Origin of the sequence: Prevotella sp. E13-27 (assembly GCF_023217965.1) — a bacterium.
Taxonomy (GTDB): domain Bacteria; phylum Bacteroidota; class Bacteroidia; order Bacteroidales; family Bacteroidaceae; genus Prevotella.
Map to the genome: position 1 here is coordinate 862,195 of NZ_JALPSC010000002.1, position 13,091 is coordinate 875,285.

Below are 13,091 nucleotides of genomic sequence, written 5' to 3' on the forward strand. Positions count from 1 at the left end.
AATCATAAAACAATCAACGGGCTGAACTCATGTTTCAGCCCGTTGTTTTTGTTTCCAGTCTAACCTCTCACTTCTTACCTCTACTTAATCACCACCTTCTTGCCTTCGTGGATATAGATGCCCTTCTGTGTAGGCTTGTCGTCTCGAGGGCGGATATCTGGTCGACGGAAGCGGAAGCGGCAATGGTGGCGGCAACGACACGCCAGGCGGAGCTATTGAGGAAGAGCCGTAAAACCTAAAACCCACCCCTTCCATTCTTGGACGAGCCAAGCGTCGCAAGCGCCGAGCGCCCGAGGGGAGGGGGATGAGTTAGAAAAGAACGCGAGAAAAAAATCCGTGAAATTCGTGAAATCCGTTGTTAAAGAAGATAGCTATGAAGAACGAAACGTGGAAATTTATTTTGCAGATGCTCGCGGCGATACTTACCGCGATAGCAACAAGCCTCGGAGTGCAAAGCTGCATGACGATGATGTAAACATAAAAAACGTCCATTCGGTTTGAATGGACGTTTTTTTATGGATGATAATAATACTTACTCCTTGTCAAGGAGAATCTTCATCATTGTCACGGCACTATAGGCAACACTTGTGCCAGGACCGAAGATGGCAGCAACACCAGCCTTGTAGAGGAAATCGTAGTCTTGCGCAGGAATAACGCCTCCGGCAATAACCATGATATCCTCGCGACCGAGCTTCTTCAACTCTTCAATGAGCTGAGGAATGAGTGTTTTATGTCCAGCTGCAAGCGATGAAGCGCCTACAATATGAACATCGTTCTCTACTGCCTCACGTGCGGCTTCCTCTGGTGTCTGGAACAATGGTCCCATGTCAACATCAAAGCCACAGTCAGCATAGCCAGTAGCTACAACCTTTGCACCGCGGTCGTGACCGTCCTGTCCCATCTTTGCAACAAAGATACGCGGACGGCGACCTTCCTTCTTAGCGAACTCTTCCGTGAGCTGACAAGCCAACTCAAATTCGCTGTCGTTCTTACTTTCTGATGAATACACGCCTGAAATAGTTCTAATTACTGCTTTATAACGACCTACGATCTCTTCGCAGGCATCTGAAATCTCACCCAGAGTACAACGCAGCTGAGCGGCCTTGACAGCAAGGTCGAGAAGGTTATTCTCTGACTTGCGACCTTCCTTGAAATCGCGGACACAATCCGTGATTGCCTTGAGTGCAGCCTGACAAGCGGCCTCGTCGCGAGTAGAGCGAACCTGCTTAAGGCTCTCTTCCTGCTGCTTGCGTACAGCGGTGTTATCTACCTCGAGGATATCGATAGGATCCTCGTGCTCCAAGCGATACTTGTTGGTACCAACGATGGTCTGGACGCCACTATCAATACGAGCCTGAGTACGGGCTGCAGCCTCCTCGATACGCATCTTTGGCAGACCAGTCTCAATGGCCTTAGCCATACCGCCCAGTTTCTCAATCTCCTGGATATGCTCCCAAGCCTTGTGAACCAGTTCGTTGGTCAGAGTCTCAACATAATAAGAACCTGCCCATGGGTCAATCTGCTTGCACACCTTAGTCTCGTTCTGAATATAGATCTGGGTGTTACGAGCGATACGAGCCGAGAAGTCGGTAGGCAGAGCGATAGCCTCGTCGAGGGCGTTGGTATGGAGCGACTGAGTATGACCCAGCACAGCTGCCATAGCCTCGATACAGGTACGGCCCACGTTGTTGAAGGGGTCCTGCTCTGTCAATGACCAACCTGATGTCTGTGAGTGGGTACGCAGGGCCAGCGACTTAGGATTCTTAGCACCGAAGCTCTTCACAATCTTAGCCCACAACAGTCGGCCAGCACGCATCTTGGCAATCTCCATGAAGTGGTTCATACCAATAGCCCAGAAGAACGAGAGACGAGGTGCGAAAGCATCCACATCGATACCAGCATTAACACCAGTACGCAGGTAGTCCATACCATCGGCCAAGGTGTAAGCCAACTCGATATCGGCAGTAGCACCAGCCTCCTGCATGTGATAACCTGAGATAGAGATGCTGTTGAACTTAGGCATCTTCTGCGAGGTATATTCGAAGATATCGGCGATAATCTTCATTGAGAATGCAGGGGGATAGATATAGGTGTTACGCACCATGAACTCCTTCAGAATATCGTTCTGAATGGTACCTGCCATTTCTTCTAATTGAGCGCCCTGCTCCAGACCTGCTACGATGTAGAATGCCAGGATAGGCAGCACGGCACCGTTCATGGTCATAGAAACCGACATCTTGTTCAAGGGGATACCGCTGAAGAGCACCTTCATGTTCTCCTCGTTACAGATTGATACGCCAGCCTTACCTACATCGCCCACAACACGTGGGTTGTCAGGGTCGTAACCGCGATGAGTAGGCAGGTCGAATGCTACAGACAGACCTTTCTGACCAGAAGCCAAATTACGGCGATAGAATGCATTTGACTCTTCAGCTGTAGAGAATCCGGCATACTGACGGATGGTCCAGGGCTTGAAGGGGTACATCATCGAATACGGACCACGCAGATATGGAGGGATACCAGCTGTAAAGTCGAGGTGCTCCATACCCTCAAGATCTTCCTTTGTATAAACTGGGCGAACCTCGATGTGCTCTGGGGTTTTCCAGTTGGCCTCAATATTATTGTCTTTAATCCACTTGGCACCATCCTGAGTCTTGATGCCTGCATAGATATCAATATCTTTAAATTGTTTTCTCATAATTAGACCCCCTCCCCGCTCCCCCTACAGGGGGAGAGTAGAATGTTAGTGGGGAGGATTCTACATTTTGTTTTTTGTTAATGTTTATCCCTGTAACCACTCCCTCCCTATAGGGAGGGTTGGGGAGGGTCTTTAGATACCTAATTTTTTATTATACTCTTTGAGAGTGTCAAGCACGTTACACTTAACATGAATGTAGTTCTCGATGCCAGCGGCCTTCAGGTCTTCCATGCAAGCAGGGGCACCAGCCACAACGAACATGGCACGTCCATTCAAGTATTTAAAGGCAGGGATAGCGTACTCGGCATATTCATCGTCAGAAGAACAGATGACAATGATATCAGCCTTTGCCTCGAGAGCAGCATCAACGCCCTCTTCTACTGTCTTGAAGCCAAGGTTGTCGATAACCTTATATCCAGCGCAAGCCAGGAAGTTGCACGAGAACTGTGCACGAGCCTGACGCATGGCCAGATTACCAATGGTAAGCATGAAGGCTACGGGCACCTTTGTTTCCTCAGTATGAATGCGCAAATCCTCGAAGTCGGCAGCCAAACGGGTGCTTTCGATACCCTTGAAAGCAACTGTCTCCTCGCCCTGATGATGCACACCGCCACAGCTGCAATGGTGCTTGTAGGCACGCTTACCTTCGCTCTTCTCAGTGAAGTTAGGGAACTGGTTGGTACCAAGGATAAACTCCTTACGCTTTGCAGCATCTCCATGACGCTTAACATTGGTAGCATTGATATCGTCTTGCACAGTACCTGCCTTAATAGCTGCAAGGAAACCTCCTTCTTCTTCAACTTTGAGGAAAATCTTCCAAGCCTCCTGAGCCAAAGCATTGGTGAGGTGCTCAATATAATAAGAACCTGCACCTGGATCGACGATACGGTCGAAATGGCTCTCCTCCTTGATGATGAGCTGCTGGTTGCGGGCGATACGCTCTGAGAAGTCGGTGGCCTCCTCGTAAGGAGCATCAAATGGTGTTACCACCATCGAGTGAACACTACCCAGGGCAGCACTCATAGCCTCGGTCTGCGAACGGAGAAGGTTGACGTAGGAATCAAACAATGTTTGATTGTACGTTGAGGTGGTAGCATTGATAATCATCTTGCAAGCACAGTCGCACTTAGGCTCGTACTGCTTCACAATCTGAGCCCAGAGCAGGCGGGCAGCGCGGAACTTAGCAATCTCCATGAAATAGTTCTCGCTGACGCCCATGTTAAACTTGATGCTCTTTGCTGCAAGGTCAGCATCTACGCCTGCATCGGTAAGCTGCTGCAGATACTCGTTACCCCAAGCCAACGCATAGCCTAACTCCTGAACGATGTAGGCACCTGCATTGTTAAGTGCATCGCTATGAACGCTAATACTGCGGAAGTTGGGATACTCCTTGAGCGACTCAGCCAGCTTAGGACCAAAGGCGAGCACAGGCGTTACATCCTTACCTGTCATCACAATCTTCCTCATGGGATCCCACTCTATCGAGCCAACAATCTTTTCCTTGTCGTAACCCTTCTTTGTCCAATAGGTCTTGAGGATTTCAGCAAGCTCAAGCGAATGGCGCTGACAGGTAGAGAAGTTTACCTCTATGCACTCGCAATAGATGCCATCGAGCAGCGTCTCAACGGTATCCATGGAAACCAGCTTGCCTGGAATGTGGAAGCCAAGAGAGTCTATACCCTTGTTCAGGATGTCGAGTGCCTTGGCATTAGCAGCCTTCGGGTCATCAACCTCGATATTCTGACGTATATACCACTCGTTAGAGTCCTTCTTGTTTCCACGAACAAATGGAAACTCACCTGGCAGAGCGTCAGGTGTTTTCAAGCCTTCCAAGTCTTCACGACGATAGAAAGGCTGAACATTGAATCCTTCGTTAGTTCTCCACACCAAGCGTTTCTGAAAGTCGGCTCCCTTCAAGTCAACCTCAATCTTGTCAAGCCATTCCTGGCGAGTCGGTGCAGCAAACTCTGTAAAAAGTTTTTCTCTGTTTGCCATAATTTTAGGTTTAAGAAAATTGGTTTATTATTAAGTATTGTATTAGCAAGCTTTGAAGCTCATATCCAGACCCTTGACACTATGTGTCAGCGCTCCTACGGATATGAAGTCAACGCCCTGTTCAGCATAATCGCGAATGGTGTCAAAGGTGATTCCCCCACTCGACTCTGTCTCAAAGCGATGATTTATGATGTCAACAGCCTTCTTTGTGTCAGCCACGGAGAAGTTGTCAAGCATGATACGATCCACGCCACCATGTTCGAGAACCTGATTGAGCTCGTCGAAAGAACGCACCTCAATCTCAATCTTAAGGTTCAGTCCCTTCTCTTCGAGATACTTGTGGCAACGGTCTATGGCGTTAGTTATGCCACCTGCAAAGTCAACATGGTTGTCTTTCAACAGGATCATGTCGAAAAGACCAATGCGATGGTTGCAGCCACCACCAATCTTTACTGCCTGTTTCTCAAGCATACGCATGCCTGGAGTAGTCTTGCGAGTATCAAGCACTCGTGTGCCAGTACCTTTCAGGCGCTCTACATAGCGTGCTGTCATGGTGGCAATACCACTCATGCGCTGCATGATGTTAAGCATGAGACGTTCTGTCTGAAGAAGTGAACGAATGCGTCCGCTAACAATCATAGCAATGTCGCCCTTCTTAACATGAGAGCCATCGCCCATGAGTACCTCGACCTTCATCTCAGGGTCAAATCTGCGGAACACTTCCTTGGCAATCTCAACGCCTGCGAGAATACCATCTTCCTTTATGAGCAAGTGGGATTTGCCCATTGCATCTTCAGGAATACAACATAGCGTGGTGTGGTCGCCATCGCCAATATCTTCTGCAAACGACAGGTCAATAAGTCTGTCAACTAATTCTTCTACTGAAAGCATAATTCAAATAGTATTGATTTTTAAGATTAATAGATACTTATTCAGTTACACCTCTTTATATATAGGGGGGGCATCATTTAGAATCCGAAGATTTCATCAAGATACAAGCCAAGGCCAATGCGAATGCCTACGTCGCTGAAGTTGCTGTGGTCCTTAAGGCTCTGGTTATAGTAGAACTCAGGCTCTATGGTAACCGTCTTGTTAATGAAAAAGGCATAGCCAATGTGGACAGTAGGAATGAAGTCGTCAATAGGAGCGCCTACCACGCCACGATGACAATAGTTTGCACCTGCGCCAAGGAACAGTCCGTTCTCAACGATATAGTAACGTGCTCCAACACCCATCATGAGAGTGTTTGGCTCATACTTACGATAGCCATATTCCAATTGTGCCAGCGCCATCCAGTTGTCTTCTATCATATAACCTACCTTGGCGTTTAAGTCGAACTTCCATTTCTCAGCACCTGTGAAATGAAGATTGGCGCCTGAAAGGCTGGTACTAACATATTTCTTACCCTGTTCAAACTGAGCGAACGATGTGGCTGACATAGTCAAAGCCAAAAGCATCATTAAAAATTTCTTTTTCATGACTTTATGTGAATTCTATTTATTTAGTCTTTTCATTTCTGCTCTGTGCCATAAGAGGAACCACACCACAGCAACAGCTAAGGCAGAGGCACCAACGATATATCCAATGTTCATTTCAAAGTTGAAGGCATTTGGCGACACCATGAGGAACGATGAGCAAACCACCGTCATGAACAGCGCAGGAAGAAGGGTTATCCAGAAACATTTCTTCTCCCTAACGAGATATACTGTTATAGCCCATAGCGTGAACACAGCCAATGTCTGGTTGCTCCATCCGAAATAGCTCCAGATGACGTTGAATCCGTCAGGATTCTCAATATTGAAATAGAGAAGCAGGAAAGTAATGCCAAATAATGGTATGCAAATCCAAATGCGGTTCATGAAAGATTTCTGCTCCAAGTGAATGAACTCTGCTATGATGAGACGAGCAGAGCGAAGAGCTGTGTCACCACTTGTTATAGGAGCTGCTACAACACCAAGCATAGCGAGGATTCCTCCGAATGTGCCAAGCCAGCCCTTGCTTACCTCAGTCACCACCTCTGGTGCCTGAAGGGTTGTCGGCAAGCCCAATTCCTGAGCTGCGCCACCATAGAAGAAATACATGGACACCGTTGCCCAGATAAGGGCTACGAGTCCTTCAGTAATCATTGCTCCATAGAACATGGGGCGTCCCATCTTCTCATTTTTCACGCAACGAGCCATCAGCGGAGTCTGAGTAGCATGGAAGCCACTTATGGCGCCACAGGCAATGGTTATGAAGAGTGCTGGGAATATAGGAGTGGTAAAGCCTTCTCCATAGATGCCGTCATAGAGTTCTGGAAGCGATGGCCACTTAATGAAGAGCACAGCCATCAGCGCTACAGCCATGAACAGCATTGATATTGCAAAGAGAGGATAGATGCGACCAATAATCTTGTCAATAGGCAGCATCGTTGCAATGATGTAATAGACAAAGATTATGCCACACCATATATATACCCACATAAGGTCATCGCTACAGAGCTTTCCCATAATCAGGGCAGGACTATAGACAAACACCGCTGCCACCATCATCAATAGGAATACTGAGAAGACGAGCATTATCCTCTTTGTCGTTAATCCAAGATATTTGCCCACGAGCTCTGGCTGGCCAGCACCTCCGTTACGCATGGAGAGCATGCCTGAAAGATAGTCATGGGTGGCTCCTGCAAAGATGCAACCAAGGACAATCCACAAATAGGCAGCAGGACCAAACTTAGCACCCATGATGGCACCAAAGATGGGACCTGTTCCAGCGATATTCAGAAACTGAATCATGAAAATCTTCCATGAAGGAAGAACAATAAAGTCCACTCCGTCTGCCTTTGCCACAGCAGGAGTCTCACGGTCGTCAGGTGCGAAAACGCGCTCTACGATACGTCCATAAATCATGTAGCCCACGATCAAAGCGACAAGACTTAATACAAAAGTAATCATTTAGCTATACCTTATTATATATTTTCAATAGATTTGTCATGCAAAAGTAATTAAATATTTTGAAATTATGAGCAGAGAATTATGAAATAATTGCATTTTAACGATAAAATAAGTAATTTTGCATGCAAATTCATGTTATGAAAAAGTTTTTCACTCTTTTTATGTTTCTGCTTGCTCTTTCTCTAAGCCAGAAAGTCAAGGCAGACAATTTCCTCAATCAGGTTTCACCAAAGCACGAGATAAGAGCCGTATGGCTTACTACCATAGGAGGCATAGACTGGCCCCACAGCTATAACGAGACGAGCCAGAAGGCTGAACTATGCAGGATTCTTGACGATCTTCAGAGAGCAGGAATAAACCTTGTCTTCCTACAGTCACGAGTAAGAGGCACCACAATTTACCCCTCAGCACTTGAACCTTGGGACGGATGCATAACAGGACATCCAGGCAAGGCGCCAAATTACGACCCTCTGAAGTTTGCTATAGATGAGTGCCACAAGCGAGGCATGCAGCTACATGCGTGGGTGGTGACCATCCCCATTGGCAAATGGCAAAAGCTGGGATGCGCCACATTAAGGAAGAAGCATCCGAAGATGGTCATAAAGATTGGCGAAGACGGATACATGAATCCTGAGCGCCCTGAGACAGCCGACTATCTTGTGAGCTGTTGCAGGGAGATTGTAAGGAACTACGATGTTGACGGCATACACCTCGACTATATCCGCTATCCAGAGACGTGGAAGGGCAAGCCCAGCAAGGATATTGCAAGAGCGAACATCACTCGTATAGTTAGAGAAATACGCAAAGACATAAACATCTACAAGCCTTGGCTGATGTTCAGTTGCTCACCAATAGGCAAGCATGACGACCTGACACGCTACAGCTCAAACGGATGGAATGCTCGCAAAAGGGTCTTTCAGGATGCACAGCAATGGCTGAAGGACGGACTCATGGATGCTGTCTTCCCCATGATGTACTTCCGTGATAATAATTTCTTTCCATTTGTCTTAGATTGGAAAGAGCGTTCCTATGGACGTATAGTCGTACCTGGTCTTGGAATATATTTCCTCGACCCAAGGGAAGGAAAATGGGAAGCCATAGATGTGGAACGCCAGATGAACATGATAAGAGAGAACGGGCTGGGACATTGCTTCTTCCGTTCGAAGTTCCTCACAGACAATTGCAAAGGTATCTACGACTTCACAAGGGGCTTCAACTCTACCCCATCGCTGATACCACCCATGTGGTGGAAATCGTCAAAGAAGCCTTCTTCACCACTTTGGCTTGAAGTGGAAAATGACTCTCTGCTGAGATGGGCTAAGGCAGATGGCGACATAGTATATAATGTGTATGCGTCAAAGGAATTTCCTGTTGATGTGAACAAAGCATCGAACTTGGTTAAGACTCGCTTCACTTCCAACTCTATTCTTATAGACAGAAGAACAAGCCTGAACTATGCTGTAACAGTACAAGACAGATACGGAATGGAGAGCGAGCCAGTACAGCTTAGCGCATCGAGAGTGAAGAAGGATGTTGAAGAGAAAGGAAAAGCTGCTGTCACTATGGTTAGTAATGAATTTGTTCTCCCCATAAAGCCATCGACCATAGATGCCGACTTCATAATAATCGAGACCCTACAGGGGGCTGCCGTAAAGGTGGTGTCATATAAGAAGAACAAGATTTCTGTTTCCGATCTGCCAGAAGGCATGTATCAATGGAGAACACTCGGACGCAAGGGGCGCAACCACAGAATGGGATTCTTCACTATTGACAGACGACACAGAATCTAACAACGAGAAGCGTTTGGTAAGAACGCTCGAAGTATTTAGTAAGAACACCCTGAGAGATTAGTAAGAACAGATTATGAACTTGATTGAAATAGAATCGCTCGACCAAAAGGAGCTTCTTCCGTATAGCCAGTTGACTGAAGCCCAGCTTCGCAACGGAAGCGAGCACTTTGAAGGAGGCGTATTCATTGTTGAGAGTCCCAAAGTCATAAAAGTGGCAATAGATGCAGGTTATGAGCCTTTGTCTATGCTTTGCGAAAGGAAGCACATTACTGGCGATGCAGCCGACATCATTGCGCGTTTTCCAGACATGAATGTTTATACTGGCAGTCGCGAACTGCTGAAGAACCTTACTGGCTACACGCTGACACGTGGGGTCCTGTGCGCCATGAGAAGAAAGCCAAGTCCTGAAGTAAAAGAAATCTGCAAGGACTCTCGACGAGTGGTAGTAATCCAGGGCGTTGTCGATACTACAAATATAGGTGCAATATTCCGTTCGGCAGCTGCATTGGGCATTGATGCTGTGCTATTGACCAAGGACTCTTGCGACCCACTCAACAGAAGGTCTGTCAGAGTGTCGATGGGTTCCGTCTTTCTAGTGCCCTGGACATGGATTGACACATCGCTTGAAGAATTAAAGAATCTCGGCTTCAAGACAGCAGCAATGGCTCTTTCAAACAACTCGATAAGCTTAGACAATCCTGTGCTTGCCGATGAGCAACGCCTTGCAATAATCATGGGGACAGAAGGCGACGGACTGACAAAAGAATCAATAGCTGCAGCCGATTATGTGGTTCGCATTCCGATGGCACATAACGTGGATTCGCTGAATGTTGCAGCTGCTGCAGCAGTAGCTTTTTGGCAATTACGTGTTAAGTAATAAAAAAAACTTGGTCGTTTGAAATCTATTTTGTACCTTTGCACCGCAATTTCAAAAATGCACTTTTAAGGATATGTTTTCAAGAAGTACATATGTTAATAGAAGGAAGCAACTTCGCGAGTTAGTAGGCGAAGGCTTAGTATTGCTTTTCGGAAACAACGAGTCACCAGCCAACTATCCCGCCAACAGCTATTCGCCAATGAGGCAGGACTCTTCATTCCTTTATTTCTTCGGTCAGCACAGAGACGGTCTGATTGGAGTAATAGACATTGACAAGAATGTTGAAATGCTCATAGGCGATGACATCAGCGTTGAGGATATAGTATGGATGGGATATACTCCTTCTGTAGCAGACCTTGCAGCAGAAGTTGGTGTAGAAAAGACTGCTCCGCTTCGTGAGATAAAGACAATATGCAACGAAGCTCTTCGACAGAAGCGTAAGATTCATTTCCTGCCACCATATCGTTATGACACAAAGATAATGATTATGGATCTTCTGGGCATACATCCTAATCAGCAGAAAGAGTCAGCATCGTTAGAACTGATAAAGGCTGTTGTAAAGATGCGCTCAACAAAGGAGCAGCAGGAGATTGACGCAATAGAGCGTGCATGTGATGTAGGCTATGCCATGCACACCACAGCACAGCTACTGATAAAGCCAGGAGTCACAGAAAGATTCATTGGCGGACAGGTGGACGGAATAGCACGTTCGCTGGCACAAGGGGTAAGCTTTGCAACAATCTTCACCCAGCATGGCGAGATAATGCATGGATGCCCCTCAGACAAAGAGCTTGAAAGCGGACGTCTGGCTCTGTGCGATGCAGGATGCGAGCTTGACGATTATTGCTCTGACAACACTCGAACGATGCCTGTAAACGGAAAGTTTGACCAGCGTCAGTTAGAGATATACTCTATCGTGGAAGCTTGTCACGACTACGTTCTCGAGGTAGCAAAGCCAGGCGTAAAATATGCCGATGTTCACTTCGCTGTGTGCCGACTGATGACAGAACGGCTCAAGGAGCTGGGACTCATGAAGGGCGACACAGAAGAAGCCGTTCGTGCAGGAGCACACGCTATGTTCCTCCCTCACGGATTAGGACACATGATGGGTATGGACGTTCACGACATGGAAGGCTTAGGACAAATCTATGTTGGCTTCGATGAAGAGACAAGACCCAATCTCGAACAGTTTGGCACAAATTGTCTGCGCATGGGCCGACGTCTGGAAGAAGGCTTCGTAGTGACTGACGAGCCAGGCATATACTTCATACCAGCACTTATTGACGACTGGAAAGCAAGCAGACATTGCGAAGAGTTCCTTAACTTTGACAAGCTCGAGACCTACAAGGACTTCGGAGGCATAAGAATAGAGGACGACCTGCTCATAACAAAGGACGGATGCCGCTTCATGGGCAGCAAGCGCATACCTTACAAAGCGAAGGAACTTGAGGAGTTCATGAGCAAAAACAAATAGACAAACAGGACAACGATTCAGATAACACAACAAAGTATTATAAATAAATTGTAATGAAGAAAATTTTCACTTTCGCGCTATTGGCAGTATTTGCCTTGTGCGCACAGGCTGAAGAAAAAGACTCTACGAAGTCTAACAAGCCTGTGTTCACCACGATTAAGGAGAATCCCATTACAAGCATTAAAGACCAGAACCGTTCTGGAACATGCTGGGACTACTCTACCCTTTCATTCTTTGAAGCAGAGATACTGAAGGCAACAGGTAAGACATACGACCTCTGTGAGTCTTTTGTAGCAAACAAGACTTACATGGAAAGAGCTATTCAGGTGGTACGCTACCACGGTGACTGCCAGTTCTCACAAGGAGGCTCGGCAGAAGACGTGCTCGCAACACTCAAGACTCACGGCATCTGTCCTGAAGGCGCAATGCCTTTCCCAGGCTCACTCTATGGAGACTCGCTTAACAACTTCAACGAGTTCTTCTCACTTCTTGAGCCATATGTTGCAGCTATCGCAAAAAGCTCTGCAAAGAAAATCTCAAACCAGTGGAAGGTGGGACTTCAGGGAATACTTGACGCATACTTAGGCAAGTGCCCAGAAGAGTTCGTTTACGAAGGCAAGAAATACACTCCGAAGTCATTCGTAAAGAGTCTTGGCATCAACCTCGATGACTACGTAAGCATCACAAGCTACACACACCACCCATTCTACACAGCTTTTGCTGTAGAGGTGCAGGACAACTGGCGATTCCCACTCAGCTATAACCTTCCAATGGATGAGATGATGAGAGTTATTGACAACGCCGTTGAAAAAGGATATACCATTGCTTGGGGCGGCGACGTTAGCGAAGATGGTTTTACACGTCAAGGACTAGCTTACGCAGTAGATGGCAAGGCTGCACAGAGCCTTCGCGGTAGCGACATGGCACGCTGGCTTAAGCTTGCTGCAGCAAAGAAGCGCGACATCATCGATTCACTCGGATGCAATGTTCCAGAAATTGTTCCAACACAGGAACTCCGTCAGGAACGTTTCGACAACTGGGAACTCACCGATGACCACGGAATGCTCATCTATGGTGTAGCAAAAGACCAGAACGGTAAAGAATACTACATGGTCAAGAACTCATGGGGAGAAGCTGGCGAGTATAAAGGAATATGGTATATGACAAAGGCTTTCATTGCTGCAAACACAATGGACTTCCTTGTTAACAAGAATGCCATTCCCAAGGATATTCGTAAGAAGTTAGGACTTTAATTTTTAGAGATATGAAGATATATAGAGGTGTCATTTCCTACAATTTGTGAGGATGGCACCTCTATTTTTTG

General features: G+C 46.8%; 10 protein-coding genes. 5 read left to right on the plus strand and 5 right to left on the minus strand.

Features of this window, described 5'->3' with window-relative positions:
- Nucleotides 1-373 precede the first annotated feature (373 nt).
- Entirely contained in the window at nucleotides 374-475 is a 102-nt protein-coding gene (locus tag M1L52_RS12585) for a smalltalk protein (protein WP_248615392.1), read from the plus strand.
- A gap of 57 nt (nucleotides 476-532) precedes the next feature.
- Here the strand turns inward: M1L52_RS12585 and scpA are convergent, their stop codons facing one another.
- From scpA to M1L52_RS12610, 5 genes are all read right to left on the minus strand, one after another.
- The gene (gene scpA / locus M1L52_RS12590; RefSeq protein WP_248615393.1) at nucleotides 533-2,698 is read right to left on the minus strand and encodes a methylmalonyl-CoA mutase; all 2,166 of its coding nucleotides are present in this window, start codon (nucleotides 2,696-2,698) and stop codon (nucleotides 533-535) included.
- A 132-nt stretch (nucleotides 2,699-2,830) separates the two neighbouring features.
- Complete coding sequence (gene mutA / locus M1L52_RS12595) at nucleotides 2,831-4,696, minus strand: methylmalonyl-CoA mutase small subunit (RefSeq protein ID WP_248616082.1); 1,866 nt, start codon at nucleotides 4,694-4,696, stop codon at nucleotides 2,831-2,833.
- Nucleotides 4,697-4,735: 39 nt separating this feature from the next.
- Nucleotides 4,736-5,584 carry a carboxylating nicotinate-nucleotide diphosphorylase gene (nadC, locus tag M1L52_RS12600; RefSeq protein ID WP_248615394.1) on the minus strand — a complete coding sequence of 283 codons (849 nt, stop codon included), beginning with the start codon at nucleotides 5,582-5,584 and terminating at the stop codon, nucleotides 4,736-4,738.
- Between the two features lie 77 nt (nucleotides 5,585-5,661).
- Complete coding sequence (locus tag M1L52_RS12605) at nucleotides 5,662-6,171, minus strand: outer membrane beta-barrel protein (protein WP_248615396.1); 510 nt, start codon at nucleotides 6,169-6,171, stop codon at nucleotides 5,662-5,664.
- Nucleotides 6,172-6,186: 15 nt separating this feature from the next.
- A complete protein-coding gene (locus M1L52_RS12610) occupies nucleotides 6,187-7,626 on the minus strand; it encodes a carbon starvation protein A (RefSeq protein ID WP_248615397.1) in 1,440 nt (479 codons plus the stop codon).
- Between the two features lie 137 nt (nucleotides 7,627-7,763).
- Between M1L52_RS12610 and M1L52_RS12615 the strand changes: the two genes are divergently transcribed.
- The 4 genes from M1L52_RS12615 to M1L52_RS12630 all read left to right on the plus strand — a co-directional run bounded on the left by M1L52_RS12615 (nucleotide 7,764) and on the right by M1L52_RS12630 (nucleotide 13,020).
- Nucleotides 7,764-9,416: a glycoside hydrolase family 10 protein gene (locus tag M1L52_RS12615; RefSeq protein WP_248615399.1), complete on the plus strand. Its 1,653-nt coding sequence runs from the start codon at nucleotides 7,764-7,766 to the stop codon at nucleotides 9,414-9,416.
- A gap of 73 nt (nucleotides 9,417-9,489) precedes the next feature.
- Nucleotides 9,490-10,293: a TrmH family RNA methyltransferase gene (locus M1L52_RS12620; protein WP_248615401.1), complete on the plus strand. Its 804-nt coding sequence runs from the start codon at nucleotides 9,490-9,492 to the stop codon at nucleotides 10,291-10,293.
- A 73-nt stretch (nucleotides 10,294-10,366) separates the two neighbouring features.
- Nucleotides 10,367-11,767 carry an aminopeptidase P family protein gene (locus M1L52_RS12625; protein ID WP_248615402.1) on the plus strand — a complete coding sequence of 467 codons (1,401 nt, stop codon included), beginning with the start codon at nucleotides 10,367-10,369 and terminating at the stop codon, nucleotides 11,765-11,767.
- Between the two features lie 53 nt (nucleotides 11,768-11,820).
- Nucleotides 11,821-13,020, plus strand: a complete 1,200-nt coding sequence (locus M1L52_RS12630; RefSeq protein ID WP_248615403.1) for an aminopeptidase C — start codon at nucleotides 11,821-11,823, stop codon at nucleotides 13,018-13,020.
- Nucleotides 13,021-13,091 lie beyond the last annotated feature (71 nt).

What these genes read in the sequence shown, in the direction of transcription:
- M1L52_RS12585 (WP_248615392.1), top strand. Translation starts at nt 374, where the DNA reads ATGAAGAACGAAACGTGGAAATTTATTTTGCAGATGCTCGCGGCGATA.
- scpA (WP_248615393.1), bottom strand. Translation starts at nt 2,698, where the DNA reads ATGAGAAAACAATTTAAAGATATTGATATCTATGCAGGCATCAAGACT.
- nadC (WP_248615394.1), bottom strand. Translation starts at nt 5,584, where the DNA reads ATGCTTTCAGTAGAAGAATTAGTTGACAGACTTATTGACCTGTCGTTT.
- M1L52_RS12605 (WP_248615396.1), bottom strand. Translation starts at nt 6,171, where the DNA reads ATGAAAAAGAAATTTTTAATGATGCTTTTGGCTTTGACTATGTCAGCC.
- M1L52_RS12610 (WP_248615397.1), bottom strand. Translation starts at nt 7,626, where the DNA reads ATGATTACTTTTGTATTAAGTCTTGTCGCTTTGATCGTGGGCTACATG.
- M1L52_RS12615 (WP_248615399.1), top strand. Translation starts at nt 7,764, where the DNA reads ATGAAAAAGTTTTTCACTCTTTTTATGTTTCTGCTTGCTCTTTCTCTA.
- M1L52_RS12620 (WP_248615401.1), top strand. Translation starts at nt 9,490, where the DNA reads ATGAACTTGATTGAAATAGAATCGCTCGACCAAAAGGAGCTTCTTCCG.
- M1L52_RS12625 (WP_248615402.1), top strand. Translation starts at nt 10,367, where the DNA reads ATGTTTTCAAGAAGTACATATGTTAATAGAAGGAAGCAACTTCGCGAG.
- M1L52_RS12630 (WP_248615403.1), top strand. Translation starts at nt 11,821, where the DNA reads ATGAAGAAAATTTTCACTTTCGCGCTATTGGCAGTATTTGCCTTGTGC.